Annotated in this window: 28 protein-coding genes; 24 read left to right on the top strand and 4 right to left on the bottom strand. The window is 68.8% G+C overall.

From position 1 onward, the window contains the following. Window positions 1-102: 102 nt before the first annotated feature. The 5 genes from proC (at window position 103) to PV766_RS15360 (ending at window position 3954) form a co-directional block, all read left to right on the top strand. Entirely contained in the window at window positions 103-963 is an 861-nt protein-coding gene (gene proC / locus PV766_RS15380) for a pyrroline-5-carboxylate reductase (protein ID WP_016933934.1), read from the top strand. 167 nt (window positions 964-1130) lie between these two features. Beyond that, entirely contained in the window at window positions 1131-1367 is a 237-nt protein-coding gene (locus tag PV766_RS15375) for a helix-turn-helix domain-containing protein (protein WP_006552345.1), read from the top strand. A gap of 249 nt (window positions 1368-1616) precedes the next feature. After that, window positions 1617-1718: a 30S ribosomal protein bS22 gene (locus PV766_RS15370; protein WP_003402602.1), complete on the top strand. Its 102-nt coding sequence runs from the start codon at window positions 1617-1619 to the stop codon at window positions 1716-1718. 224 nt (window positions 1719-1942) lie between these two features. After that, window positions 1943-2974, top strand: a complete 1032-nt coding sequence (locus tag PV766_RS15365; protein ID WP_026003238.1) for an NAD-dependent epimerase/dehydratase family protein — start codon at window positions 1943-1945, stop codon at window positions 2972-2974. Then, window positions 2971-3954: a lysophospholipid acyltransferase family protein gene (locus PV766_RS15360; protein WP_421097327.1), complete on the top strand. Its 984-nt coding sequence runs from the start codon at window positions 2971-2973 to the stop codon at window positions 3952-3954. The genes PV766_RS15365 and PV766_RS15360 overlap by 4 nt, the downstream gene beginning before the upstream one ends. A 17-nt stretch (window positions 3955-3971) precedes the next feature. Here the strand turns inward: PV766_RS15360 and PV766_RS15355 are convergent, their stop codons facing one another. Then, window positions 3972-4928: an HAD family hydrolase gene (locus tag PV766_RS15355; protein ID WP_421097357.1), complete on the bottom strand. Its 957-nt coding sequence runs from the start codon at window positions 4926-4928 to the stop codon at window positions 3972-3974. A gap of 209 nt (window positions 4929-5137) precedes the next feature. On the opposite strand from PV766_RS15355, the gene PV766_RS15350 reads away from it, so the two are divergent. The 8 genes from PV766_RS15350 to PV766_RS15315 all read left to right on the top strand — a co-directional run bounded on the left by PV766_RS15350 (window position 5138) and on the right by PV766_RS15315 (window position 12805). After that, entirely contained in the window at window positions 5138-5428 is a 291-nt protein-coding gene (locus PV766_RS15350) for a glutaredoxin family protein (protein WP_016935629.1), read from the top strand. A 159-nt stretch (window positions 5429-5587) separates the two neighbouring features. Next, the gene (locus PV766_RS15345) at window positions 5588-6457 is read left to right on the top strand and encodes a redox-sensing transcriptional repressor Rex (RefSeq protein WP_084421384.1); all 870 of its coding nucleotides are present in this window, start codon (window positions 5588-5590) and stop codon (window positions 6455-6457) included. After that, window positions 6454-7875, top strand: coding sequence for a glutamyl-tRNA reductase (locus PV766_RS15340; protein WP_421097326.1), 1422 nt, complete (start codon window positions 6454-6456; stop codon window positions 7873-7875). Before PV766_RS15345 ends, PV766_RS15340 begins: the two co-directional genes overlap by 4 nt. Next, window positions 7872-8882, top strand: a complete 1011-nt coding sequence (gene hemC, locus PV766_RS15335) for a hydroxymethylbilane synthase (RefSeq protein WP_421097325.1) — start codon at window positions 7872-7874, stop codon at window positions 8880-8882. Before PV766_RS15340 ends, hemC begins: the two co-directional genes overlap by 4 nt. A gap of 63 nt (window positions 8883-8945) precedes the next feature. Next, the gene (locus PV766_RS15330; RefSeq protein WP_064062606.1) at window positions 8946-10511 is read left to right on the top strand and encodes a uroporphyrinogen-III synthase; all 1566 of its coding nucleotides are present in this window, start codon (window positions 8946-8948) and stop codon (window positions 10509-10511) included. A gap of 79 nt (window positions 10512-10590) precedes the next feature. Then, window positions 10591-11568 (top strand): porphobilinogen synthase, encoded by a 978-nt coding sequence (hemB, locus tag PV766_RS15325; RefSeq protein WP_421097324.1) that lies wholly within the window; start codon window positions 10591-10593, stop codon window positions 11566-11568. Beyond that, window positions 11565-12098: a hypothetical protein gene (locus PV766_RS15320; RefSeq protein ID WP_421097323.1), complete on the top strand. Its 534-nt coding sequence runs from the start codon at window positions 11565-11567 to the stop codon at window positions 12096-12098. Before hemB ends, PV766_RS15320 begins: the two co-directional genes overlap by 4 nt. A gap of 209 nt (window positions 12099-12307) precedes the next feature. Beyond that, the gene (locus tag PV766_RS15315; protein ID WP_421097322.1) at window positions 12308-12805 is read left to right on the top strand and encodes a hypothetical protein; all 498 of its coding nucleotides are present in this window, start codon (window positions 12308-12310) and stop codon (window positions 12803-12805) included. Here PV766_RS15315 and PV766_RS15310 read toward each other — a convergent pair. Beyond that, window positions 12787-14733 (bottom strand): acyl-CoA dehydrogenase, encoded by a 1947-nt coding sequence (locus tag PV766_RS15310; protein WP_016932641.1) that lies wholly within the window; start codon window positions 14731-14733, stop codon window positions 12787-12789. The genes PV766_RS15315 and PV766_RS15310 overlap by 19 nt on opposite strands. A 126-nt stretch (window positions 14734-14859) precedes the next feature. Between PV766_RS15310 and hemL the strand changes: the two genes are divergently transcribed. From hemL to PV766_RS15275, 7 genes are all read left to right on the top strand, one after another. Then, on the top strand, window positions 14860-16185 hold the full coding sequence (hemL, locus tag PV766_RS15305) for a glutamate-1-semialdehyde 2,1-aminomutase (RefSeq protein ID WP_026002953.1): 1326 nt from the start codon (window positions 14860-14862) through the stop codon (window positions 16183-16185). A 62-nt stretch (window positions 16186-16247) separates the two neighbouring features. Next, window positions 16248-16898: a histidine phosphatase family protein gene (locus PV766_RS15300; RefSeq protein WP_016932639.1), complete on the top strand. Its 651-nt coding sequence runs from the start codon at window positions 16248-16250 to the stop codon at window positions 16896-16898. Continuing rightward, window positions 16895-17500 carry a TlpA disulfide reductase family protein gene (locus PV766_RS15295; protein ID WP_026002952.1) on the top strand — a complete coding sequence of 202 codons (606 nt, stop codon included), beginning with the start codon at window positions 16895-16897 and terminating at the stop codon, window positions 17498-17500. The genes PV766_RS15300 and PV766_RS15295 overlap by 4 nt, the downstream gene beginning before the upstream one ends. Further along, window positions 17500-18321: a cytochrome c biogenesis CcdA family protein gene (locus PV766_RS15290; protein ID WP_421097321.1), complete on the top strand. Its 822-nt coding sequence runs from the start codon at window positions 17500-17502 to the stop codon at window positions 18319-18321. Before PV766_RS15295 ends, PV766_RS15290 begins: the two co-directional genes overlap by 1 nt. After that, the gene (gene resB, locus PV766_RS15285) at window positions 18318-19985 is read left to right on the top strand and encodes a cytochrome c biogenesis protein ResB (RefSeq protein WP_016932636.1); all 1668 of its coding nucleotides are present in this window, start codon (window positions 18318-18320) and stop codon (window positions 19983-19985) included. Before PV766_RS15290 ends, resB begins: the two co-directional genes overlap by 4 nt. Then, window positions 19985-20956 carry a c-type cytochrome biogenesis protein CcsB gene (ccsB, locus tag PV766_RS15280; protein WP_016932635.1) on the top strand — a complete coding sequence of 324 codons (972 nt, stop codon included), beginning with the start codon at window positions 19985-19987 and terminating at the stop codon, window positions 20954-20956. The genes resB and ccsB overlap by 1 nt, the downstream gene beginning before the upstream one ends. Before the next feature lie 51 nt (window positions 20957-21007). Further along, window positions 21008-22063, top strand: coding sequence for a MinD/ParA family ATP-binding protein (locus PV766_RS15275; protein WP_064062601.1), 1056 nt, complete (start codon window positions 21008-21010; stop codon window positions 22061-22063). Here the strand turns inward: PV766_RS15275 and PV766_RS15270 are convergent. Both PV766_RS15270 and PV766_RS15265 read right to left on the bottom strand, forming a co-directional pair. Beyond that, a complete protein-coding gene (locus tag PV766_RS15270) occupies window positions 22045-22245 on the bottom strand; it encodes a hypothetical protein (RefSeq protein WP_016932633.1) in 201 nt (66 codons plus the stop codon). The two genes, PV766_RS15275 and PV766_RS15270, sit on opposite strands and share 19 nt — an antisense overlap. Window positions 22246-22452: 207 nt before the next feature. Beyond that, window positions 22453-22662 (bottom strand): BldC family transcriptional regulator, encoded by a 210-nt coding sequence (locus tag PV766_RS15265; RefSeq protein ID WP_006552323.1) that lies wholly within the window; start codon window positions 22660-22662, stop codon window positions 22453-22455. Window positions 22663-22870: 208 nt separating this feature from the next. On the opposite strand from PV766_RS15265, the gene PV766_RS15260 reads away from it, so the two are divergent. The 4 genes from PV766_RS15260 to PV766_RS15245 all read left to right on the top strand — a co-directional run bounded on the left by PV766_RS15260 (window position 22871) and on the right by PV766_RS15245 (window position 25205). After that, complete coding sequence (locus tag PV766_RS15260) at window positions 22871-23254, top strand: DUF4229 domain-containing protein (RefSeq protein ID WP_421097356.1); 384 nt, start codon at window positions 22871-22873, stop codon at window positions 23252-23254. Beyond that, entirely contained in the window at window positions 23251-24348 is a 1098-nt protein-coding gene (locus tag PV766_RS15255) for a PLP-dependent cysteine synthase family protein (RefSeq protein WP_421097320.1), read from the top strand. Before PV766_RS15260 ends, PV766_RS15255 begins: the two co-directional genes overlap by 4 nt. A 75-nt stretch (window positions 24349-24423) precedes the next feature. Continuing rightward, the gene (locus PV766_RS15250; RefSeq protein WP_421097319.1) at window positions 24424-24639 is read left to right on the top strand and encodes a helix-turn-helix domain-containing protein; all 216 of its coding nucleotides are present in this window, start codon (window positions 24424-24426) and stop codon (window positions 24637-24639) included. Between the two features lie 5 nt (window positions 24640-24644). Continuing rightward, window positions 24645-25205, top strand: a complete 561-nt coding sequence (locus PV766_RS15245; RefSeq protein ID WP_421097318.1) for a Clp protease N-terminal domain-containing protein — start codon at window positions 24645-24647, stop codon at window positions 25203-25205. The last annotated feature ends 14 nt before the right edge of the window (window positions 25206-25219 follow it).

Below are 25219 nucleotides of genomic sequence, written 5' to 3'. Positions count from 1 at the left end.
CGCACTCCACCGAGGTCGGTCCCGGCAGGCGGGTCGTGCGGTGTGACCGCACGACCGTCACCGTGGTGTGGACCGCACGAGCCGTCGTGGCAGTCTGTCCCCATGACGAGAATCGCAGTGATCGGTGGCGGCAGGATCGGCGAGGCGCTGGTCTCGGGTCTGCTGAAGAACGGTTTCGCGACCAAGGATCTCGTGGTCGCCGAGAAGTTCGAGGAACGACGTGACGAACTGTCACGGACCTACTCGATCCGGGTCACCGACAGCACCGCCGACGCCGCGGAAGGCGCCGACGTGGTCGTCGTGGCCGTCAAGCCCAACGATGTGGACGCCGTCGTCACCGCCCTCGCGGCGGTCGACGCCGGGAACGACGACGAACAGATCCTGGTGTCGCTCGCGGCCGGCATCCCGACGGTCCGCTACGAGACCAAGCTCCCGGCGGGATTCCCCGTCGTGCGCGTGATGCCGAACACCCCGATGCTGGTCGGGGAGGGTGCGAGCGTGCTGTCCGCGGGCCGGTACGTCAAGCAGCAGCATCTCGACACGGTCCGCGAGATCCTCGCGAGCGTGGGGACGGTCTCGGTGGTCCCGGAGTCGCAGATCGATGCGGTCACCGCGGTGTCCGGATCCGGTCCCGCCTACTTCTTCCTCGTCGCGGAGGCGATGATCGATGCCGGTGTCGCGCTCGGTCTGACCCGAGCGGTCGCCACCGACCTGGTGGTGCAGACGATGACCGGTTCGGCGGCCATGCTCGCGCGTTCCGGAGACAACGCCGCCGACCTGCGCGCGGCGGTCACCTCGCCGGGAGGAACCACCGCAGCAGCGATCCGCGAACTCGAGCGTGGAGGGGTGCGCACTGCCTTCTACGAGGCGCTCGACGCCGCGAAGCGTCGTTCCGCGCAACTCGGAGCGGCATCCGATCAGGTGTCGCCCGTGGCCCGGGAAGGGCTCTCCGGGACCGCCTGACAGAGGCCCAGGTGAGGCGTAGCGTGACGACGAACGGCTCGCTCGCCGGAAATTCCCCGGCTGCATCGTCGCACACGAACCATTTGTCACGCTAAGCTCGAATCAGCACGTGCGTGTCTGTTCCGCCGGAGGGGAAGCCGGCGGCGCGGGCGTGCCGGAGGTGTGTAATGGTTTCAGGAAACACGCCGTCGAAGGGTCAACCTCAAGACGGACAGTCGGTTCTCGCCGGTACCCAGTTCCTGACGGTTGCCGAAGTGGCAGCTCTCATGAGGGTGTCGAAGATGACCGTGTACAGGCTGGTGCACAGCGGCGAACTACCCGCAGTGCGGGTGGGACGGTCGTTCCGCGTGCACGCGAAGGCCGTCCACGACTATCTGGAGACGTCGTATTTCGACGTCGGATAAGGGACGGTCGGCGCGTCGTCGGGGACGGCGGTCCGGCGAACGGATCCGGTGCGCGAGGGAAGTCGCGTCCCGGGGCGGACCTCGGTTTCACGCCGGTGGGCCGCCCCGGTAGGATTGCTTGACGTCGTACCGGCCAGCCGGTGTCGTGAGGCGCTGTTACTCGTCGCCACGAGGCCCAGCGTCGACATACATCAGGCGTACGTCACCGGCGTGCGCAGGAACGCTACAAGGAACGTGAGGGATGCCCACATGGGATCTGTGATCAAGAAGCGCCGTAAGCGCATGTCGAAGAAGAAGCACCGCAAGCTGCTCCGCCGCACTCGAGTGCAGCGTCGTAAACTCGGCAAGTAAGCATTGCGCCTGTCCGATGCCCGTCACCATCCATGGTGACGGGCATCGTTCGTCTCCGCATCCCGGCACCCGAAAATTCACCGACCTGTCGTGCGACGGCAGCGAAGTGGCCGTATTGTGGGACGGCATACCGCGCCGGGGCGAATGTGACCGATGACGCGTGTGGTGCAGCAGGGGGTTCACGAGTGGTTTCGCAGGGGCACGAGGCGGCACGTCCGCGAGTCGTGCTGGTCACCGGAGCAAGTCGGTTCCTGGGTGGTTTCCTCGTCACCAGGCTTGCCCAGAATCCGGATATCGAGCGGGTGATCGGCGTCGACACGCAGTCACCGTCGAAGGACATGCTCCGACGCATGGGCCGGGCCGAGTTCGTGCTCGCCGACATCCGCAATCCGCTCATCGGCAAGATCATCCGCAACATGGACGTCGACACCGTCGTCCACGCGTCCGCCGTCACCAAGGCCCCGAAGTCGGGCAGCCGCACCGCGATGAAGGACATGAACGTCCTCGGCGCGATGCAGTTGTTCGCGGTGTGCCAGAAGGCGCCGTCGGTGCGCAGGATCGTGCTGCGGTCCTCGTCCGTCGTCTACGGCTCGAGCGCCAAGGATCCCGCGAAGTTCACCGAGGAGATGAGTGCCCGCCGCCGGCCCACCGGTGCCTTCGCCCGCGACATGCTGGAGGTCGAGGGGTATCTGCGCGGAGTCGCCCGGCGGCGCAGCGACATCGCGACCACCATCCTCCGGCTCGCACCCACCGTCGGGAACCGGTTGCCCGGCTCGGTGTCGAGTTATCTCACCTCCTCGCTGGTCCCGAACGTGCTCGGCCGCGACGCGCGCCTCCAGTTGCTCCACGAGGAGGACGCGCTCGGTGCGCTCGAACACGCGGTCGTCGCCGGGCCACCCGGGACGTACAACATCGCCGGTGAGGGCATCGTCATGATGACCCAGGCCGTGCGCCGGGCCGGAGGCGTCATCGTGCCGATGCCCTACGCGCTGTTCCGTACCGTCGGGCACGCACTCATGGGTTCCGTGATGAACTCGTTCACCAAGGAAGAACTCGACTATTTCCATTTCGGATGCGGGCTCGACACCACGCGCATGTGCGACGAGTTCGGATTCGAGCCACGCTGGACCACGAGAGAAGCGCTCGACGATTTCGCCCGGGGCCTCGCCCTCACCCGCCTCGTGAAGACCGAATGGGTGGACAAGGCCGAGTCGATGGCGCTCTCCGTGCTCGGAGAGACGAGGGAGACGCGATGACGGAGGTCGCGAAGGTCATCCCGTTGCACGCCGGCAACCGCCGTCCCGGCGAACGGGTCGCACGCACACCCCATCCGTCGATGGGGCCACCGTCCACCCCCGAACGGAAGAGCCGCGCCGATCAGTTCCTCGACGACCTGCGCGGAACCCTCGCACAGCAGGTCACGGCTACCGCCGAGTTCGTCCGCCGCCGCATGACCGGCGACTACGAGGTCGACGACTTCGGCTTCGACCCGCACTTCACCGACAACGTCGTCCTGCCGGTGTTGCGCCCGCTGTTCGACAAGTGGTTCCGCGTCGAGGTCCGCGGCATCGAGAACATCCCCGCCGAAGGCCGCGCGCTCGTCGTCGCCAACCACGCCGGCACGCTCCCCGTCGATGCGCTGATGACCTCCGTCGCCGTGCACGACCACGCCGGCCGCCCGCTGCGGATGCTCGCCGCCGACCTCGCCTTCGGTCTGCCCGTGGTCGGGACGGTCACCCGCAAGGCGGGCCACACCCTCGCGTGCCATCCCGACGCCGAACGCCTGCTCGCCCAGGACCAGGTGGTCGCGGTCTTCCCCGAGGGCTACAAGGGGCTCGGCAAACCGTTCAAGGAACGCTACAAACTGCAGCGGTTCGGACGCGGTGGTTTCGTGTCGGCGGCGCTGCGCACCCAGGCGCCCATCGTGCCGTGCTCGATCGTCGGCTCGGAGGAGATCTACCCGAATCTCGCCGACCTCACCTCGCTCGCCCGCCTGCTCGGCCTGCCCTACTTCCCGATCACCCCGCAGTTCCCGGCGCTCGGGCCGCTGGGGATCGTGCCGCTGCCCTCCAAGTGGTACATCGAGTTCGGCACACCGATCGTCACCGACGTGTACGACGACGCGGCGGCGGAAGATCCGATGGTGTTGTTCGAGGTCACCGACCACGTACGTGAGACGATCCAGCAGACCCTCTACAAGCTGCTCACGCGTCGCCGCAACGTCTTCCTCGGCTGAGTGCCGCCGCCTCCGGCCTATGCCGCTCGATCGCGGCGGCGGCCCACGAGGACCGCGACCGCACCACCTGCGGCCCCGAGGCCGAGCGCCGTCGGCACCCCGACCTTCGCGGCCTTGCGCGCCGTCCGGAAATCGCGGATCTCCCACCCGCGCGTACGGGCGACCTGCCGCAGATCCGGATCGGGGTTGATCGCGACGGCCGTGCCCGCCACCGACAGCATGGGCACGTCGTTGTGGCTGTCGGAGTATGCCGTGCACCGCTTGAGATTGAGACCCTCACGGATCGCGAGGGCGCGTACCGCGTGCGCTTTGCCGAGACCGTGCAGGATGTCGCCGACCAGACGGCCCGTGAACACCCCGTTCTCCGACTCGGCGACGGTCCCCAGCGCACCGGTGAGGCCGAGGCGTTCGGCGATGACGTCGGCCAGTTCGACCGGCGTCGCGGTCACGAGCCACACCTGCTGCCCGGCGTCGAGGTGCATCTGCGCGAGAGCGCGGGTGCCCGGCCAGATCTTGTCGGCGATGATCTCGTCGTAGATCTCCGCGCCGAGCCGGCGCAGCTCCTCGGTGGAGCGGCCCTGCACGAACGACAGGGCCTTGTCGCGACCGGACGCGACGTCGTTCATGTTCTCCTTGCCGGTCAGGCGGAACTTGACCTGCTGCCAGGCGAACTCGAACAGGTCGGACTTGTCGAAATAGTTCCGCGCCACGAGGCCGCGGGCGAAGTGGATGATCGACGCACCCTGCACCATCGTGTTGTCGACGTCGAAGAAGGCCGCCGCGGTCAGATCGCGCGGAACGGGCGGGGTGTCGGGCGAGGGCTCGGGTTCGACGCGGGATTCCTGCAGGGCGAGGGCGGCGTCGGCACTCGCCTCACCTGCGAGATTGGCGCGGACCTCTTCCTCGCTGGGTCCGAACTTGCGGGAGAAGAGCCGGCGTCCGGGACGGATGATGCGCGCCCACGTCTCACCCATGCCCCAGCTGTAGGGGAACGAACGTCCTGGCACTCGCACCTCCGGTGTCGTGACGGGCGGGGCTGTCGAAACGGGCGGGGTCGTGCCCGGCGCGTCCGCGGGCGACCCGCGCCAAGCCTAGCCCGCGATGCCGTTCGTCACGGGGAGGCCGTCGCCCCCGTGACCGGGTGTGACGTTCATCTCGACGGGCCGTGCCGCACAGTGGAGGTATGAGTGAGCATTCGTCTTCGGCAACGGACGGTTCCGCGCGCCGTCATCATCTGACACTTCTCGTCCGTGCCGGATGCGGCGCGTGTGGGCCGGCACGCGAACAGTTGGAGGCGCTCGCCGAGGAGCTCGGCGTCGAGGTCACCTGCATCGACGTGGATCTTGCTGCCGCAACCGATCCCGATCTGCGAGCCGAATTCGGGGACCGCCTGCCCGTCGTCCTGCTCGACGGACGCGAGCACAGTTACTGGGAGGTCGACGAGCCGCGCTTGCGCGCCGATCTCGCTCGCTGACGCGACAGGCCCTCGTCGTACAGCAGGTGGGAAGCACATTCGGGGTGCTTCGAGCAACTTTGTGCATGGCTTCACAAGCGGTTACCGTGGTGTGAACGAATTCCCGGATCACCGTGAGGCCAGGCGTGTATCCACCGGCCGGACGAGGAGCCACGTACCGTGACGCAGTTGCACCCACCGCAGGGCGAGGACGCTCGCGGCACCGCCGAGTCCGGCGAGGGTGCCACTTCCACCCCTCCGGTCCGCGATATCCCCCAGGCTACTGTGACGCGTCTCGCGACCTATCTCCGGGTCCTCGGTGCGTTCGCGGAAGCGGGCACGCTCATCGTCTCCAGTGAGGAACTCGCGGCCGCGGCCGGGGTCGGTTCCGCCAAGCTGCGCAAGGATCTGTCCTTCCTCGGGCCCAACGGAGTGCGCGGCGTCGGCTACGACGTCCTGCGCCTGCAGTCCCGCATCGAAGCCGCCCTCGGGCTCGACCGGGGTCACCGCGTCGTACTCGTGGGAGTGGGCAATCTCGGACGAGCGCTCGCCCGGTATCCCGGTTTCGACCGCCGCGGTTTCACCATGGCAGGACTCTTCGATTCCGATCCCGCCGTGGTGGGCACCCGTGTGGGCGACCTCGTCGTCCGGCCCGTCGACGATCTCGAGAGCGGCGCCCGCGAACTCGGCGCGACCATCGGTGTCGTCGCCACCCCCGACGACGCCGCGCAGCAGGTGTGCGACCTGCTCGTGCTCGCAGGGGTGCGCAGCATCCTGAGCTTCGCGCCCGTCGAACTCGAGGTGCCCGAGCATGTCGAGATCCGCCGCGTCGACCTGTCCGTCGAGATGCAGGTCCTGTCCTTCAACAGCACGCGCAACGACGAGACCGCCCGTTCCGCGAGCGCCGACGTCCGTCCGGCAGCCGGCGACGTCCGCCCCGCCGGCATCCCGCGGGTCTCCACCCGAAGCTCTGCACGGCGTACCACAACAGGAAAGGCGGGTCCGATGGGATCGGCCGCGACCAGAAACGGATCGGTGATCGCACCGTGAGTGTTCTCCTCGTCGGGATATCGCATAGGAGCGCACCGGTCCCGGTGCTCGAGAAGGTTGCGGTCACGGACACCGACCGTCCCAAGCTCACCGACAAGATGCTGGCGTCGGACAAGATCTCCGAAGCGATGATCGTCTCCACCTGCAACAGGGTGGAGATCTACGCGGTGGTCGACGCCTTCCACGGTGCGCTGGCCGCGGTCAGCGATCTGCTCGCCGAGCACTCGGGTCTTCCCGTCACCGAACTGCACAAGCACGCCTACGTCCGATACAGCGAGGCGGCGGCCGAACACCTCTTCTCCGTCGCGAGCGGTCTCGACTCGATGGTCGTGGGGGAACAGCAGATCCTCGGGCAGATCCGCACGGCCTACGCCGCCGCCGACGCCCAGCAGGCCGCAGGCCGCACACTGCACGAACTCGCCCAGCAGGCGCTGCGCGTCGGCAAGCGGGTGCACTCGGAGACCGGCATCGACGCCGCCGGTGCCTCCGTCGTCTCCGTTGCGCTCGACAAGGCCGCGAACTTCCTCGGCGGCGACCTCCGGGGCCGCACCGCCGCAGTGATCGGGGCCGGTGCCATGGGCGGTCTCGCCGTCGCACACCTCGTCCGGGCGGAGATCGGCTCGATCGTCGTCGCCAACCGCACCCGCGACCGCGCCGAGCGACTCGCCGAGACCGCGCGGGCCGCCGGTGTCGAGGCCGAGGTCGTCGCGTTCGACGACCTCGCGGCCGCACTGAGCCGCGCCGATGTCGCCGTCACCTGCACCGGGGCCGTGGGCGCCGTCGTCACTCTCGCCGACGCGCACCGTGCGCTCGCACAGCCCGGGCGCGGCGAACGCCCCCTCGCGATCTGCGATCTCGGCCTGCCGCGCGACGTCGATCCCGCCGTCGCGGGTCTTCCCGGCGTGCAGGTCTTCGACATGGAGTCGCTGCAGCGCGACCCGTCGGCCGGCGCCGCGGCGAACGACGCGGACGCCGCCCGCACGATCGTCGCCGCCGAGTTGTCGCAGTACCTCACCGCGCAGCGCCTCGCGGAGGTCACCCCCACGGTGACGGCACTGCGTCAGCGTGCCGCCGAAGTGGTCGAGGCCGAGCTGATGCGCCTCGAATCGCGACTGCCCGATCTCGACGACGGGCAGCGCGGTGAGGTCGCCCGCACGGTGCGTCGGGTCGTCGACAAGCTCCTCCACGCGCCGACGGTGCGCGTCAAGCAGCTCGCGTCGACGCCGGGAGGCGACCAGTACGCCGAGGCCCTGCGGGAGCTGTTCGAGCTGAGCCCGGGTTCGGCCGAGGCGGTCGCGACTCCCACCAAGGACCTGGGCTCGCTGACCGATCCGACCCTCGCGGTGGATCTGTCCGCCGCACTGGACCCCGCTGTCACCACCGAACTCCAGGTCTCACGAAAGGACGGCACCGCATGAGCACCGAAGCCGCATCGGTTTCCCGCGACGACGTTGCTCGGCAGGACCGCCCACTGCGGATCGGTACCCGTGGCAGCGTGCTCGCCACGACCCAGGCCGGCACCGTGCGCGACGCACTCATCGCCGCCGGTCGCCCGGCAGAGCTCGTCATCATCACCACCAAGGGCGATGTCACCCCCGGCCCCGTGCAGCGCATCGGTGTCGGCGTGTTCACCGCCGAGCTGCGCGAGGCGCTGCTCGCCGGTGAGGTGGACGTCGCCGTGCACTCCTACAAGGACCTGCCCACCTTCCAGGACCCGCGCCTCGTCATCGCGGCCGTCCCCGAACGGGAGGATCCGCGCGACGCGCTCGTCGCCCGCGACGGACTCGTCCTCGGTGAACTCCCGCCCGGTTCGAAGGTCGGCACCTCGGCACCGCGCCGGCGGGCACAGCTCGCCGCGCTCGGACTGGGACTGCAGATCGAACCGCTGCGCGGCAACATCGACACCCGGATCGGCAAGGTCGACTCCGGAGAACTCGACGCGATCGTCATCGCGCGCGCCGGACTGTCGCGCATCGGGCGCCTCGACCGCGTCACCGAGTCCCTCGAACCGGTGCAGATGCTGCCGGCGCCGTCGCAGGGTGCGCTCGCCGTCGAGTGCCGGTCGGACGATCCCGAGATGATCGAACTGCTCGCGGGTCTCGACCACGCCCCGAGCCGCGCCGCGGTCGTCGCCGAGCGGTCGCTGCTCGCCGAACTCGAAGCCGGATGCACCGCACCGGTCGGAGCGATCGCCGAGGTCGTCGAATCCCTCGACGACGACGGCCGCGTGATCGAGGAGTTGTCGGTGCGGGGGTGTGCCGCCGCCCTGGACGGATCGGATGTGCTGCGAGCGAGCGCGGTGGGGGCGCCGGAGAAGGCCGAGGAACTCGGCCGTCGTATCGCGCGCGAACTGCTCGAGCTCGGTGCGCGCGAACTCATGGTCGAGCACGGGATCGTTCCCGAGACGAGACCTGCCGATGATTGACCCAGCCGTGACCGTCACCCGATTTGCCCTTATCACTGATTTGACCGCACTGGAGAATGACCGATGAGCCGAGTCCGTAAGCACAACCCCGGGCGCATCCTGTTCGTGGGATCGGGGCCGGGCGATCCTGCGTTGCTCACCGTGCGCGCACGTGACGTGCTGGCGGGCGCCACGATCGCCTTCACCGACCCCGATGTCGACAAGGGTGTCGTGGCCCTCGTCGGTTCCGATCACGGTGCCGACCCGGAGACCGGTGAACCCGTCGCCGAGGTTCGTCCCGCGCTCGGCGAGCCCTCCGAGGTCGCCAAGACGCTCGTCGCGGAGGCGAAGACCGGACACGACGTGGTGCGCCTCGTCGCCGGTGATCCCCTCACGACCGACTCGGTGATCGCCGAGGTCAACGCCGTCGCCCGCACCCAGGTGGTCTTCGAGGTCCTCCCCGGTCTGCCCGCCGGATCGTCGGTGCCGAGCTACGCCGGCATGGCACTCGGCTCGTGCCACACCGAGGTCGACGTGCGCGGAGAGGTCGACTGGGCCGCGCTCGCCGCAGCCCCCGGACCCCTCGTCCTCCACGCGACCTCCGGTCACCTCGCCGAGACCGCCAGCGCGCTGGTCGAGCACGGTCTCGCGCCGCAGACCCCCGCAGCGATCACCGTGCGTGGAACCACCCGTCAGCAGCGCACCGTCGAGGCCACGCTCGCGACCCTGAACGACGCGGGCTCCGAACTCGTCGGGCCGCTCGTCGTCACCGTGGGCAAGGTCGTCTCGCACCGCAACAAGATGTCGTGGTGGGAGTCGCGCGCCCTGTACGGCTGGACCGTCCTCGTGCCCCGCACCAAGGATCAGGCCGGCGAGATGAGCGAACGACTCGTCACGCACGGCGCGATCCCCATGGAGGTGCCGACGATCGCGGTCGAGCCGCCGCGCAGCCCCGCCCAGATGGAACGTGCGGTCAAGGGTCTGGTCGACGGCCGCTACCAGTGGGTGGTGTTCACCTCCACCAACGCCGTGCGTGCGGTGTGGGAGAAGTTCGAGGCGTTCGGTCTCGACGCGCGGGCGTTCTCCGGCGTCAAGATCGCGTGTGTCGGTGAGGCCACGGCCGCGAAGGTGCGCTCGTTCGGAATCATCCCCGAACTCGTGCCCAGCGGCGAACAGTCCAGCCTGGGCCTGCTCGCCGAGTTCGCCCCGTACGACGACGTCTTCGACCCGGTCAACCGGGTGCTGTTGCCGCGCGCTGACATCGCCACCGAGACCCTCGCCGAAGGCCTGCGCGAACGGGGCTGGGAGATCGACGACGTCACTGCCTACCGCACCGTGCGTGCCGCTCCGCCGCCGGCCGCGACCCGCGAGATGATCAAGACCGGTGGTTTCGACGCGGTGTGCTTCACGTCGTCGTCGACCGTCCGCAATCTCGTGGGTATCGCCGGCAAGCCGCACGCCCGCACGATCGTCGCGTGCATCGGCCCGAAGACGGCCGAGACCGCGATCGAGTTCGGCCTGCGGGTGGACGTGCAGCCCGAGACCGCGCAGATCGGTCCGCTGGTCGACGCGCTCGCCGAGCACGCTGCCCGGCTCCGTGCCGAGGGCGCATTGCCCCCGCCGCGGAAGAAGTCCCGCGCCCGCCGCTGATGTTCCGATGACTCGTGCGCGGTTCCGGTAGTCACCGCTACCGGAACCGCGCACGACCCGTATGGAAGGTGTTCTCCCCATGTTCCCCGACATCCGTCCCCGCCGGCTGCGCAGCACCCCTGCCATCCGACGGCTGGTGGCAGAGACCTCCCTCGAACCCCGCCATCTCGTGCTCCCGATGTTCGTGGCCGACGGCCTCGACGAACCGCGCGAGATCGTGTCGATGCCCGGGGTGTACCAGCACACCGCCGATTCGCTGCGCAAGGCCGCGACCGAGGCCGTGGCCGCCGGTGTCGGCGGACTGATGCTCTTCGGTGTGCCCCGGCCCGAGGACAAGGACGCCCGCGGCTCCGCGGCGAGCGATCCCGACGGTGTGCTCAACCGCGCACTGCGTTCGTTGCGCAGCGAACTCGGCGACTCCACGGTGATCATGGCCGACACCTGCCTCGACGAGTTCACCGACCACGGTCACTGCGGCGTGCTCACAGGTTCCGGTGTCGTCGACAACGACGCGACGCTCGAGCGCTACGCCGAGATGGCCGTCGCGCAGGCCGAGGCCGGAGCCCACCTGCTGGGGCCGAGCGGGATGATGGACGGGCAGATCGGTTTCATCCGGTCCGCTCTCGACGAGGCCGGACACACCGAAGTCGGCCAGCTCGCCTATTCCGCGAAGTACGCCTCGGCGTTCTACGGTCCCTTCCGCGACGCCGTCGGCTCGTCCCTCGAAGGCGACCGCCGCACCTACCAGCAGGATCCGGCGAATCGCCGGGAGTCGATGCACGAGGTGGATCTCGATCTCGCCGAGGGCGCCGACATGGTGATGGTCAAGCCGGCGATGTCGTATCTCGACGTGCTGCGCGAGGTCGCCGACCGTTCGCCCGTCCCGGTGGCCGCCTACCAGATCTCCGGGGAGTACTCGATGATCAGCGCGGCCGCGCAGAAAGGCTGGATCGACCGCGACGCCGCGATCCTCGAATCGCTGATGGGGATCCGGCGTGCCGGCGCCGACATCGTCCTCACCTACTGGGCCGCCGAGGTCGCGGGTCGCCTGTCATGAGTTTTCCCGCTCCGCCCGTCGGGCCCGGTCCCGCGGCGAACCGTCCCGTCCCCGGAGACGTCACTACCGCCTACCAATTGTGGTGTGGGGTACTCGCTCTCGCCGTCGTGAGTTTGGCGGCAAGTCTCGCCGATCTGCTGAGCCGACGCGACGAACTGCTCGATCTCATGTCCACGATGGCCGCCGATCAGGCCGTCGAGGGCATCACCACGGAGCAACTCGAGTCGGCAGTCCCGGTGCTGGTCGTGCTGACCGCGGGCATCGGGCTGGTGATCGTCGGACTGCTGTACCTGGTGGTCCGGCAGCTGCTGAAGGCCAAGAACTGGGCCCGGATGCTACTGACCCTGCTCGGTGTGTTCATGTCGCTGTCGACCCTGCCCACCGTGTTCGGCGTGGGCGTCGGAGAGGGCGGCGCGGGCTGGATACTCGGTGTGGTGGGCATTCTGCAAGCCGTCGCGACCGTCGGAGCGATCGTGCTGATGCACCGGCGCGATGCCAACCGATTCTTCCTGCGGCTGCCGGAAGAATAGACGTACCACTCGGTTTCGTCGCGTGCGGCGGAAGAGTACGGTGGGCTCACCATGTGGGTCCGAAGGCCCTTCCCGTCGAGCGAAAAGGACGTCATGCAGCTGGAACCGCGGCCCTATGGGCGCCGTCGCGAATTGGTGTTGATCGCTCTCATCGCCGTCCTCGGCCTGGTGACCACGGTGCTGCTCGTGATCCCCGGCGCGTTCGCCGCTTGACCGGTCCGTCCCCGTCCGAGGCAGCCGAGCCGCTGTTCCACGAACCCGGCGCGCGATGGCGCACCGTCGCCATCGGCCCGGCCTTCTGCGTGGTGGCCCTCGTCGTCGAACTGCTCACCGGCCCGGTCGTGCACTGGGCCGCGTTGCCGATCCTCGCGATCGTGCTCGCCGGTTTCTCCTACGTCATGGTCGTGGCGGCCCGCCGGCACGTCAGCGTCGAACTCACGTCCACGGCCCTGCGGCAGGGCACCGAGGAACTGCCGGTCGCCGAGATCGAGGCGGTGCTGCCGCCGCCCGCCGACCGCGGGGAACCGAAACGATGGGAAACCGCCCGTAGCCTCGGCGAACTGTCCGACGTGCCACGCGGACGCAAGGCCGTCGGACTGCGCCTGACCGGAGGGACGTTCGTGCGAGCGTGGGCGAAGGACGCCGACGAGCTTCGAGCTCGGCTCGGCGAGCTCGTCGGCGATCCCGGTCAGACCGAGACGTCCTGAGGCGGAACGACCGCTCCCTCACGTTCGAGCATGGCCGAGCCGAGCAGGTACTCGGGCACACCCAGACCCTCCACGAGCGTCAGCGCGTGCGGGCGCAGGCTGCGGCACCGCTCGTTGATCCCGCGCGTGACCGCCTTGGCCCGTTCGACCGACAGCAGGCGGTGTTCCATGAACCACGCTTTGTCCTCGTCGATGATCGTCAGCGCGTAGAGATCGCACAGTTCCGACAGCAGGTCGCGGGCGGTCTCGTCCGTGCAGTCCTCGATCGCGGCGACGAACGCCTCGAGCACGACCCGGTCGATGTGCGCGCGGGCGGCGTGCAGCACGTGGTCCTGCACGAAGTTGAAAGCGTCGAACGGATTGTCCTCGCGCTTCATCGCGCCCTGCAGGCGGCGGGCGGCGGTGGACAGCAGGTACTGCTCACGGTCCTCGAACATCGTCACCTGCGTGCCACGGTCGAAGAGGCTGCCGTCCTCCTCGTTGTCCTGGCGGGTGTCGACGATCGTCTGGATGATCTGCTGCGCCGCCGTGCGCTTCTTGACGATGTCGGAGATCGTGGTGGCGGCGAACCGCATCCACTCCACCGGGCTCATGCCCTGCACCTCGTCGGCGTAGGCCGTGAGCAGTTCCTTCGCGACCAGCTGGGTCAGGACGTGGTTGTCGCCCTCGAAGGTGGTGAACACGTCCACATCCGCGCGCAGCGCCGTGAGCCGGTTCTCGGCCATGTACCCGGCACCACCGCAGGCCTCGCGGCACTCCTGGATCGCCCGCGACGCGTGCCAGGTGTTGGCGACCTTCAGACCGGCCGCGCGGCCCTCGAGTTCGCGCTGCTCCTGCGCGTCGAGTTCCTGCAAGGACGTCGACTGCAACCGGTGCATCGTCGTGAGCAGCTCGTTCTGCGCGAAACCGAGCGCGTACGAGCGGGCGATCAGGGGGAGCAAGCGCCGCTGGTGGACGAGATAGTCCATGATCGGAACCTCGCCCTCGCGCCCCGGGGCGTCGAACTGACGACGCTTCTCGGCGTAGCGGGTGGCGATGGACAGCGCGACCCGCGCGGCAGCCCCCGCCGACCCGCCGACGGTGATCCGGCCGCGGACGAGGGTGCCGAGCATCGTGAAGAACCGCCGGCTCGGGTTGTCGATATCGGAGACGTACGTCCCGTCCGGTTCGACGTCCGCGTACTTGTCGAGCAGGTTCTCCCGCGGGACGCGCACCCGATCGAAGACGATGCGGCCGTTGTCGACACCCGGCAGACCGCCCTTGTATCCGCAATCGGAGGTCGTCACCCCCGGCAGGTCGTGGCCGTCCTCGTCGCGGATCGGGACGACGAAACAGTGCACGCCGTGGGTCTCGCCCTGCGTGACGAGCTGGGCGAAGACCGCCGCGAACCGGGCGTGCTGCGCTGCGCCACCGATGTAATCCTTGCGGGACGACGGGGTGGGGGAGTGGATCACGAACTCCTGGGTGTCCGGATCGTAGGTCGCCGTGGTCTCGAGCGACTGGACGTCGCTGCCGTGGCCGGTCTCGGTCATCGCGAAGCAGCCGAGGACGTCGAGATCGATGAGTCGTCTGACGTACTTCTCGTGGTGCCGCTCGGTGCCGAGGTTCTCGATGGCACCGCCGAACAGCCCCCACTGCACGCCGGCCTTGACCATCAGCGACAGGTCGGACATCGCGAGCATCTCGATGGAGGCCACCGCACTGCCCGCGTCGCCCGTGCCGCCGGATTCGACGGAGAAGCCTGCCGCGGCGTACCCGTGCTCGGCCAGGAGGCGCATCTGCTCGAGTGCGATGGCGCGGGCCTTGTCGGTCTCGGGGGTGTAGTGCGGTGCGAACTTCTCGTGCGCGAGATCCGTGCGTGCGCGTTCGCGGGCTTCGTGCCACGCACCGTCGAGAGCGATGCGCAGATGTTCGGCTGTGGTCGGCATGCCTCAGACGATAGGTGCGGCATGTCACTCACGGTGTCCCTTTTTCCTGGTACGGGAGAAAAAACACATCAGGTTTGATCACCCGTGTTTTTGGCAAATCTCGCGAAACTACGGACACTGGAAGTCGTGACTGCGACCCCCGATGCTTCGTCCACCCACGACACTCGATCCGCCGCACTCTTCCACCGGGCATCGAAGGTGACACCGGGGGGCGTCAACTCTCCGGTCCGCGCGTTCGGATCGGTCGGCGGCAATCCCCCCTTCTTCGCGTCGGGATCGGGTCCGCTGCTCACCGACGTCGACGGCAATACCTATGTCGACCTGGTGTGTTCCTGGGGTCCGATGATTCTCGGGCACGCTCATCCCGCCGTCGTCGAGGCGGTCCGGTCCACCGCCGTCGCCGGTCTGTCGTTCGGTGCACCCACCGAAGGTGAGGTCGAACTCGCCGAGGAGATCGTCGCTCGCATCGCGCCCGTCGAGCAGGTCCGGCTCGTCAATTCCGGCACCGAGGCGACCATGAGTGCGGTCCGCCTCGCGCGCGGATTCACCGGACGATCGAAGATCGTGAAGTTCGCCGGCTGTTATCACGGTCACGTCGACGCCCTGCTCGCCGACGCCGGTTCCGGTCTCGCGACCTTCGGTCTGCCCACCTCGCCGGGGGTCACCGGTGCCCAGGCCGGTGACACCATCGTCGTCCCCTACAACGACCTCGACGCCGTACGCGACGCCTTCGAAGCGAACCCCGGCGAGATCGCGGCGGTCATCACCGAGGCTGCCGCCGGCAACATGGGAACGGTTCCGCCGGTGCCCGGCTTCAACGAGGGGCTCCGCGGGCTCACCCGCGAGCACGGCGCGCTGCTGATCATGGACGAGGTGATGACCGGCTTCCGTGCGAGCCCGACCGGCTGGCACGGCATCGACGGCGTCTCCGGCGACCTGATGACCTTCGGCAAGGTCATGAGCGGTGGTCTGCCCGCCGCGGCCTTCGGCGGTCGCGCCGACGTGATGGCCCATCTCGCCCCGAGCGGCCCGGTCTACCAGGCCGGCACCCTCTCCGGTAATCCTGTCGCCGTCGCCGCCGGCCTCGCGAGCCTGCGGGCCGCCGACGCCGACGTCTACGCCGCACTGGACCGCAACGCCGAGACCCTCGGTCGCCTGCTCGGCGAGGCTCTGGCCGCCGAAGGGGTGCCGCACCGCATCCAGAACGCCGGCACTCTGCTGAGCGTCTTCTTCACCGATGAGCCGGTGACGAACTACGACCAGGCCAAGGCTGCGCAGACCTGGCGGTTCCCGGCCTTCTTCCACTCTCTGCTCCAGCGTGGCGTCTACGCGCCCCCGAGCGCCTTCGAGACGTGGTTCGTCTCGTCCGCGCTCGACGACGACGCGTTCTCGCGGATCGCCGATGCCCTGCCGCACGCCGCCCGCGCGGCTGCGGCGGCGACCGCGCCGTAACCCCACCGCGTTCCCTGCCGACGAACTCCCGCCCCTTCCACACCCCTCGAGGAACAATCGACGTGACCGACGCCGCCCCGTCCGAGACCCGCACGATCGTGCATGTGCTCCGCCACGGAGAGGTACACAACCCCTCCGGCATCCTCTACGGTCGCCTGGCCGGATTCCGGTTGTCGGTGACCGGCGAAGCGCAGGCACGAGCGGTCGCGGCCTCGCTGGCCGACCACGACATCGCGCACGTGGTCGCATCGCCGCTCGACCGGGCGCAGCAGACGGCCGCTCCGATCGCGGAGAAGCACGGACTGCAGATCCGCACCGACGAGAACCTCATCGAGGCGGCCAACGACTTCGAGGGCCTCAAGGTCTCGGTCGGCGACGGTGCGCTCGCCCGGCCCCGGCACTGGTGGAAGCTGCGCGATCCGTTCACGCCGTCGTGGGGGGAGCCCTACCTGCAGATCGCCCACCGCATGCTCGCCGCCGTCAACGCCGCGCGCGTGGCCGCGGCGGGACGCGAAGCGGTGTGCGTGAGTCACCAGCTTCCGGTGTGGACGCTGCGCCGGTTCCTCGAGGGCGAGCGCCTGTGGCACGATCCGCGCCGTCGCCAGTGCAGCCTCGCGTCGCTGACCTCCCTGGTCTACGAGGGCGACACCCTCGTCGACCTGGTGTACTCCGAACCGGCCGGCGCCTCCGACCCCAACGTCCACGGCGCATGAGAAGAGTGCTCCGGGCGGCCGTCGTTGCGCTCTGCGGCGCCGTTCTTCTCACCTCCTGTGCCACCGGCGACGACGCCGTCGCCACCGGCGGAACGTTCGACTTCGTCTCGCCCGGTGGGCAGACCCGCATCTTCTACGACCCCCCGGCCGAGCGCGGCACCCTCGGGGAACTGTCCGGGGAAGACCTCATGAACGAGGGCGAGACCCTCTCCCTCGACGATTACGAGGGACAGGTGGTCGTGCTCAACGTGTGGGGCCAGTGGTGCGCCCCCTGCCGCAGCGAAGCCGACGATCTCGAACGGGTCTACGAGGCCACCAAGGATCTCGGGGTGCAGTTCCTCGGCATCAACGTGCGCGACAGCCAGCGCGACAAGGCCCAGGACTTCGTGACCGATCAGCGGATCGGCTATCCGTCGATCTACGACCCGCCGATGCGCTCGCTTCTCGCGCTCGGACGGAACTATCCGACCTCGGTGGTGCCGACGACGGTCGTGCTCGACCGGGAGCACCGGGTGGCCGCGGTGTACCTGACGGAGTTGCTCGCCGAGGACCTGCAGCCGGTCGTCGAGCGGGTCGCGGCAGAGCCGGAGACGGAGCGGTGATGACGATCCTGGCGGCGGGTATCGGCGAGACCTTCCAGAACGCGGCCCTGTCGGGTCCGTTGCTGCTGGCGATGGGCGCGTGCCTGCTCGCCGGTCTCGTCTCCTTCGCGTCGCCCTGTGTGGTGCCGCTCGTTCCCGGTTATCTGTCCTATCTCGCCGGGGTGGTGGGAGCCGAGGCTCCGGCCGTGACCGCGGAGCAGGCCGGTACCCGTACGACGACGCTCCGCAGCGACGGACGGCTCCGGGTCGCCGGTGCTGCCGCACTGTTCGTCGCGGGTTTCACGGTGGTGTTCGTCCTCGCGACGGTCTCGATCTTCGGTGCGATCTCCGCGCTCGCCGTCAACCGTGAACTGCTCATGCGGGTCGGTGGTGTGATCACGATCGTCATGGGTCTGGTCTTCCTCGGCCTCGTGCCGGCTCTGCAGCGCGACACCCGGCCGACCCCGCGCCGCATCTCCAATCTGGCAGGAGCGCCGCTGCTCGGCGCGGTGTTCGCGCTCGGGTGGACCCCCTGCCTCGGCCCCACCCTCGCGGGGGTGATCTCGCTCGCGGCGGGTACGGAGGGTACGACCGCAGCCCGTGGGGTCGCGTTGATCGTCGCGTACTGCCTCGGCCTGGGACTGCCGTTCGTCGTGCTCGCCCTCGGTTCGGCGCGGGCATTGCGCGGAGTCGGCTGGCTGCGGACGCACGCGCGTACCGTGCAAATCGTCGGCGGCCTGATGCTCGTGGCCGTCGGTATCGCTCTCGTCACCGGCGCATGGGACCTGTTCGTGTCCTGGATCCGTGACTCGTTCATCTCGGAAGTGACTCTGCCCGTATGACCGCGACACACACCCCGACGCCCGCCCCGCAACCCTCGCCTCCGCCCCGGCAGAGCACGGCCGGACGTGCCGCCGCGCTCGTCCGGAACACCTGGCGCGGCCTGACGTCGATGCGGACCGCCCTGGTCCTGTTGTTCCTGCTCGCTCTCGCCGCGATCCCCGGCGCGCTCCTGCCGCAGCGCAGCCTCAACAACCAGAAGGTCGACGAGTACATCGCGGCACGTCCGGCCCTCGGCCCGATCATGGACCGGCTCGAGCTGTTCGACGTCTTCGGCAGTTTCTGGTTCACCGCGATCTACGTGCTGCTGTTCGTCTCGCTGGTCGGCTGCATCCTGCCGCGCTGCGTCGAGCATCTGCGCGCCCTGCGGACACCGCCGGTCCCCGCACCCCGCAACCTGAAGCGTCTTCCGCATCATGTGCAGACCACAGTGGCCGAGACCCCCGAGGCGGTCCTCGAGCACATCCAGGGGCAGTTGCGCGGATGGAAGATCGCGCGTCGCGAGGGCGGTGCCCGGGAGCGCGACGGCGAGATGACCCTCTCCGCCGAGAAGGGCTATCTGCGCGAGGCCGGCAACCTGGTCTTCCACATCTCCCTCGTCGGACTGCTCGTCGCGGTCGCCGCAGGCAAGCTTCTCGGCTACGAGGGTCAGCGCATCCTCGTGGCGAACGGTCAGGAGTTCTGCACGACATCACCGGCGTCCTTCGACTCCTTCCGGGCCGGTCTCACGCTCGACGGGACCGGACTGAACCCGATGTGCGTACGGGTGCACACCTTCGCCGCCGACTATCTCGACAACGGGCAGGCGGAGATGTTCACCTCCGACATCGAGTACCAGTACGGCGACGATCTCGTCACGAACACCTGGCGCGACGCGCAGTTGAAGGTCAATCATCCGCTGCGGGTCGGCAGCGACCGTGTGTACCTGCAGGGCCACGGCTACGCCCCGACCTTCACGGTCACCTGGCCGAACGGTGAGACCCGCACCGAGACGCTGCAGTGGGCACCGGACGACGCGACGACCTTCCTCAGCAGCGGCGCGATGCGCTTCGACCCGCCCGGCGGCATGTTCCCCGACGCCGACGAGCGCCGGAAGAACCAGATCGCCATCGAGGGACTGTTCGCGCCGACGGCGTCGTTCCACGGCACACTGCTCACATCGATCTTCCCGGCGATGACGGACCCGGCCGTCGCCATCGACATCTACAAGGGCGACTCCGGTCTCGACACCGGCAGCCCGCAGTCGCTGTTCTCACTCAGCAAGGAACTGATCAATCAGGGACGCCTCGTGAAACAGGACCGCGTCAACCTGCGTCCGGGGGAGAGCGTGACACTTGCCGACGGCACCGAGGTGCGGTTCGACAAGGCCACCGACTTCGTCAACCTGCAGGTCTCCCACGACCCGGTTCAGCAGTGGGTGCTGGTCGCGGCGATCTCCATGATGATCGGCCTGCTCGTATCGCTGCTGGTCAAACGACGCAGAGTGTGGGCACGCGCGTACCCGGACGGTACAGTGATCGACGGTGAACGACGAACCGTAGTAGAGCTCGGCGGCCTCGCACGAACCGATCAGGCCGGATGGGGAGACGAGTTCGACCGTCTGGTCGAGCGCCTTCTCGGCGACAACGCACCTTCCGCCCCGGCGGCACAGGAGAAGAAGAACTGATGACACAGAACGACACCCTCGCGCGGTACAGCGACTGGGCCTTCGAATCGGCGTTCGCGGTGCTCGTGCTGGCGCTGGTGCTGCTCGTCGCCGAGTACGCGACCCACCGGGCCGACCTGGTGGCGCAGCGGGAACGCGAACTCGTGGCCTCCGGCACCCGATCGGCCCCTGCCGGACCGGGACGGATCGACCAGACCCCCGGGCGCACCCTGTCGCAGCGTGTCGGCAACATGGGACGCGCACTGGTCGTCGTGGTCGCCGGACTGCAGGTCGCTTCCATCGTGCTGCGCGGCCTGGCCACCGAGCGGTTCCCGCTGGGCAACATGTACGAGTTCGTGGCGATGGCGTGCGCCGCCGCTGTGATCTTCGGCCTGGTCGTCCTGCGCAGGCCGGCCTACCGCACGATGTGGGTCTACCTGCTGGCCCCCGTCCTGATCCTCATGTTCCTCGCGGCGACGGTGCTGTACGCCGACGCTGCTCCCGTGGTTCCCGCCCTGCAGTCGTTCTGGTTGCCGATCCACGTGACGATCATCAGTGTCGGCAGCGGCATCTTCCTCGTCTCGGGCGTGGCGAGTCTGCTGTTCCTTCTGCGGATCCGCTTCCCGAAGGGCGAGGAGCACAGCGGAGTGTTCGCAGCGCTCGCGGAGCGTCTGCCGGACGCCCAGACCCTCGATCGGCTCGCCTACCGCACCACGATCATCGGGTTCCCGCTCTTCGGTGTCGGCATCATCCTCGGTGCGATCTGGGCCGAGGCGGCATGGGGACGGTTCTGGGGATGGGACCCGAAGGAGACGGTCTCGTTCATCACATGGGTGGTCTACGCCGCCTATCTGCACGCCCGCGCGACCTCCGGATGGCGTAACACCCGTGCGGCCTGGATCAACGTCGTCGGGTTCGTCGCGATGCTGTTCAACCTGTTCATCATCAACATGGTGGTCTCGGGCCTGCACTCGTACGCCGGGCTCAACTGAGGCTGCTATCGTCCCCCCGTCGTCCGTGACAGTCGACGGGGGGAGAACGCGGTGGATGGGTCCGGTATCGAGTCGTGGGGGCTCGACGGGAACGCTCTGGATGCGACAGCGCTGGATTCGTCGCTGTTGGTACGGCCGGTCGCAGCCCCGCCGCGGAAGGGCTGGCGGCGGGTGGTCCACCGGGCGACCGGTGGTCGCGTCCACGTCGGGGAGAGTTTCCGGCAGCAACGCAAGGACGAGCTGGCCGAGCGGGTCCGTGCACCGTTGTACGGCTGCCATCGGATCGCCCTGCTGAGCCTCAAGGGCGGGGTGGGGAAGACGACCACGACGGTCACCCTCGGCTCGACCTTCGCAGAGCTGCGCGGTGATCGGGTCGTCGCGGTCGACGCGAATCCGGACCGGGGCACGCTGAGCCAGAAGGTGGCCGACCAGACTCCGGCCACCGTGCGCACACTGCTGCGCGACCAGGCACTGCTCGAGACGTACGCGGACGTCCGCGCCTACACCTCGCAGAACACGCACCGTCTCGAGGTGCTCGCCTCGGACACCGACCCGGCGGTCTCCGAGGCGTTCAGCGCCGGCGACTACGAGCGGACGCTGGGCCTGCTCGACCGGTTCTACAGCATCGTGCTCACGGATTGCGGGACCGGACTCATGCACTCGGCCATGAGCGCGATCCTCGAGAACGCCGACACGCTGGTCGTGATCAGTTCGGGTTCGGTGGACGGCGCCCGCAGCGCCTCGGCGACGCTCGACTGGCTCGACGCACACGGTTACCGCGAACTCGTCGAGCGATCGGTGGCCGTGGTCAACGCGGTGCGGCCGGGATCGGGCAAGGTCGATCTCGACCTCGTGGTGCGGCATTTCGAACAGCGTTGCCGCACGGTACACGTCCTACCTTTCGATCCCCACCTCGAAGAAGGCGCGGAGATCGACCTGGAGCGGGTGCACAGGAGAACGCGGCGTGCCCTCCTCGGACTCGCCGCGGATATCGCAGACGGTTTCGGCGCCCAGCGGAACGAGGGCCGGTGGCGCGACGCGCAGGGACGCGACGGTTCGGCCGGTGGTTCGGTCCGCAGTGCGAGCGGTCAGTCGCCCCGCTCCTGATCGGACTCGGTCGTGCCGTCGCCGCTGCGGCGGCGGTGCACCTCGCGATCGACCTTCCACAGGAAGTCGGGATCGTCGTCCGGGCCGACCACGCGGGTCGGCGGACGAGATGCGGGACCGTACGCCTTCCACAGCAGGACGGCGAGGGTCACCGCACCGATGAGTGCCAACAGATAGAGCACGTTGCACCTCCTGACCGTGGCAGTGCCGGACGAGGATGCGCCCTCGCCGTGCACCTTCCGGGCTGCGGCGCGCGCAGCACGGTTCGTCCACAGTCTATGTGTGCGGAACCGGGTCCGGCACGTGGGTTCCGCGAGTGGGCGGACGGTGCCCGGTAGGTGCACGCCGGAAGTGCGATGTGCCGACTCGAAGAGTCGTGCGTGCTCCGATCAGCGCGTTGCTTCGGTGGTGAGCGAGCGGAGGAGTGCCAGGACCTCCGACTCACGGAAGCGGCGGTGTCCGCCCGGGGTCCGCAGCGAGCCCAATCGGCCGGCGTGGGCCCACCGGGTGACGGTCTTGGGATCCACATGGAACAGGGCCGCCACCTGACCCGGGGTCAGCAGGGATTCCTTCGCGCCGTTGAAAGTGGGTGCGCTCATTGCGAATGTCCTCCCGGTTGTCGTGATCGAGTTGTTCGACGCGATCGAGTTGTTCGATCGGGATGTCCAAGCCCATGGTGGCACCGACACCCCTGGTTGCTCGAACGGTCTACGGTTGGTAAAGCGGAAGTAATAGACAAAACGGACGGATGTCCGACTTCCGGCAATCGTCTCCGAACTCGTGGTCCCGACGGCCGGTTAACCTGGACTGGTGAACGACGAACGCCGGAACGAACCCTCGGATACCCCTTCCCAGCGCGCCCCACACCCTCGTGGCGGGGGTGCCACGGCCGACGGCCGCCGGACGGGGACCGGGTCCCTGATCCGGGACGTCGCGTTGTACTCGGTGGCCCGGCTCGCTCTCGTGGTCGTGCTCACTCTGCTCATTCTCTACGTTCCCCGTGTGTTCGGGGTGGAAATCCCGCTCCTCGTCGCCGCCCTGTTCGGAGTGCTCATCGCGCTGCCCGTCTCGCTCGTGCTGTTCTCCGCGCTCCGGCGTCGTGTCAACGAGGGCATCGCCGCGGTCGACGAGCGTCGCCGCACCGACCGAGCCGACCTCGAGAAGCGCATGCGCGGCGAGAACGGGCGGTGACCACGACCGGAGCGGTCGTCGACCGCAGCGCAGCCCGGGACTGGGTCGACAACGCCGTCCGGCTCATCGAGGCCGACGCCCAGCGCAGCGCCGACACCCATCTCCTCCGCTACCCGCTCCCGGGGGACTGGCGCATCGATCTCTATCTCAAGGACGAGTCGACGCACATCACGGGCAGCCTCAAGCACCGTCTGGCGCGCTCGCTGTTCCTCTATGCCCTGTGCAACGGCTGGATCCGAGAGGGAACTCCGATCATCGAGGCATCGTCCGGTTCCACGGCCGTGAGTGAGGCGTATTTCGCGCGACTTCTCGGCCTCGACTTCGTGGCGGTCGTGCCGCGTCGCACGTCGCCTGCGAAGGTGGCGCTCATCGAGGCGCAGGGCGGCCGGTGCCACTACATCGATCAGCCGCCGGAGATCTACACCGAGGCGCAGCGGCTCGCCGACGAGCTCGGCGGATGCTTCATGGACCAGTTCACGAACGCCGAGCGGGTCACCGACTGGCGCGGCAACAACAACATCGCCGAGAGCATCTACTCGCAGATGCGCCTCGAGCGTCATCCCGTGCCGGAGTGGATCGTCGTCGGCGCCGGGACCGGCGGCACGAGCGCGACCCTGGGCCGATACATCCGCTACCGCCGGCATCGGACGCGGTTGGCCGTCGTCGATCCGGAGAACTCCGCGTTCTTCGGCGGATACGAGACGGGATCGGCCGACTACACCACCGGGATGTCCTCGCGCATCGAAGGGATCGGACGTCCGCGCGTCGAGCCGTCCTTCGTGCCCGAGGTCGTCGACCGGATGGTGCGGGTGCCCGATGCGGCATCGATCGCTGCGATGCGGCACGCGAGTGCCACGCTCGGGCGTCGCGTGGGCGGCTCGACGGGCACGAACCTGTGGGGAGCCTTCGGCCTGATCGCCGAGATGCTCGCCGCGGGCCGCGAGGGCAGTGTCGTGACGTTGCTGTGCGACGGCGGTGAGCGTTACGCCGACACCTACTTCTCCGACGAGTGGGTCGCCGCCGAGGGGATGGACCTCGCCGGGCCGCTCGCGGTGCTGGAGAAGTTCTCGGCCACCGGCCGTTGGCCCCGGTAGAACCTCTGCTACCTGCGCACCGGGCCGTTGTCAATTTTCGTTGACGCATCCCGATTGTCAACCTATATTGACAATATGAGTGAAGCCACCACCCTCGCCGCTGCCGCCGCGAGTTCCGATCCCGCAGTGGGCCTACACGCCGTGCGTGCCCTGCGCCGACTGCTCGAACGGCTCGAGGAGGTCCAGGTGGCGAACGCCCGCGAGCGGGGCTGGTCCTGGCAGGCCATCGCAGACGAACTCGGGGTCAGCCGCCAGGCGGTGCATCAGAAACACACCCGGAAGCGCAGGTGATCGACATGTTCGAACGATTCGCCGACGGTGCCAGGTCCGGCGTCGTGGCAGCCCAGCAAGAGGCGATCCGCGTGCACGACCCCCGGATCGAGGCGTCACACCTTCTGATCGGGGTCGCCGTCACCGCGGACGAACCGCTCCGGGTACTGCTCGCGGAGGCCGGCCTGACGGTCGACGGGCTGCGTTCCGAACGCGCCGCCCGTACCGCCGACTCGCCGCTGGGGGACGAGGACGCCGCGGCGCTCGAAGCGATCGGGATCGATCTCGACGAGGTACGCACCCGCGTCGAGGCCGTCTTCGGTGAGGGAGTGCTCGATCGGGGAAGTGCCGACCGCCGGGGCGCCGCGCACCGCTGCGGCCACATCCCGTTCGACCGGGCCGCGAAGAAGTCGCTCGAACTCGCGTTGCGAGAGGCGATCGCACGCCGCGAACGCGTCATCCGTCCCGAGCACATCCTGCTCGGGCTGCTGCGCAGCGACGATCCGCCGACCACCGCTCTCGTCGAATCGCGGATTCCGCGCGACGAGCTACGGCAACTGCTGAACACGCACCTCGACGCCGCCTGACGCCGCCTTCCGGA

The organism is Rhodococcus sp. As11, from assembly GCF_048957735.1.
Taxonomy (GTDB): Bacteria; Actinomycetota; Actinomycetes; order Mycobacteriales; family Mycobacteriaceae; genus Rhodococcus; species Rhodococcus gordoniae.
The sequence above is the reverse complement of the archived record's forward strand: the minus strand, read 5'-3'. Positions and strand labels throughout refer to the sequence as shown.

What these genes read in the sequence shown, in the direction of transcription:
- PV766_RS15310 (WP_016932641.1), bottom strand. Translation starts at nt 14,733, where the DNA reads ATGCCGACCACAGCCGAACATCTGCGCATCGCTCTCGACGGTGCGTGG.
- PV766_RS15265 (WP_006552323.1), bottom strand. Translation starts at nt 22,662, where the DNA reads ATGAGCGCACCCACTTTCAACGGCGCGAAGGAATCCCTGCTGACCCCG.
- hemC (WP_421097325.1), top strand. Translation starts at nt 7,872, where the DNA reads ATGAGCACCGAAGCCGCATCGGTTTCCCGCGACGACGTTGCTCGGCAG.
- PV766_RS15295 (WP_026002952.1), top strand. Translation starts at nt 16,895, where the DNA reads ATGAGAAGAGTGCTCCGGGCGGCCGTCGTTGCGCTCTGCGGCGCCGTT.
- ccsB (WP_016932635.1), top strand. Translation starts at nt 19,985, where the DNA reads ATGACACAGAACGACACCCTCGCGCGGTACAGCGACTGGGCCTTCGAA.
- PV766_RS15355 (WP_421097357.1), bottom strand. Translation starts at nt 4,928, where the DNA reads ATGGGTGAGACGTGGGCGCGCATCATCCGTCCCGGACGCCGGCTCTTC.
- hemB (WP_421097324.1), top strand. Translation starts at nt 10,591, where the DNA reads ATGTTCCCCGACATCCGTCCCCGCCGGCTGCGCAGCACCCCTGCCATC.
- resB (WP_016932636.1), top strand. Translation starts at nt 18,318, where the DNA reads ATGACCGCGACACACACCCCGACGCCCGCCCCGCAACCCTCGCCTCCG.
- PV766_RS15350 (WP_016935629.1), top strand. Translation starts at nt 5,138, where the DNA reads ATGAGTGAGCATTCGTCTTCGGCAACGGACGGTTCCGCGCGCCGTCAT.
- PV766_RS15250 (WP_421097319.1), top strand. Translation starts at nt 24,424, where the DNA reads ATGAGTGAAGCCACCACCCTCGCCGCTGCCGCCGCGAGTTCCGATCCC.
- PV766_RS15370 (WP_003402602.1), top strand. Translation starts at nt 1,617, where the DNA reads ATGGGATCTGTGATCAAGAAGCGCCGTAAGCGCATGTCGAAGAAGAAG.
- PV766_RS15320 (WP_421097323.1), top strand. Translation starts at nt 11,565, where the DNA reads ATGAGTTTTCCCGCTCCGCCCGTCGGGCCCGGTCCCGCGGCGAACCGT.
- PV766_RS15330 (WP_064062606.1), top strand. Translation starts at nt 8,946, where the DNA reads ATGAGCCGAGTCCGTAAGCACAACCCCGGGCGCATCCTGTTCGTGGGA.
- PV766_RS15360 (WP_421097327.1), top strand. Translation starts at nt 2,971, where the DNA reads ATGACGGAGGTCGCGAAGGTCATCCCGTTGCACGCCGGCAACCGCCGT.
- PV766_RS15245 (WP_421097318.1), top strand. Translation starts at nt 24,645, where the DNA reads ATGTTCGAACGATTCGCCGACGGTGCCAGGTCCGGCGTCGTGGCAGCC.
- proC (WP_016933934.1), top strand. Translation starts at nt 103, where the DNA reads ATGACGAGAATCGCAGTGATCGGTGGCGGCAGGATCGGCGAGGCGCTG.
- PV766_RS15375 (WP_006552345.1), top strand. Translation starts at nt 1,131, where the DNA reads ATGGTTTCAGGAAACACGCCGTCGAAGGGTCAACCTCAAGACGGACAG.
- PV766_RS15290 (WP_421097321.1), top strand. Translation starts at nt 17,500, where the DNA reads ATGACGATCCTGGCGGCGGGTATCGGCGAGACCTTCCAGAACGCGGCC.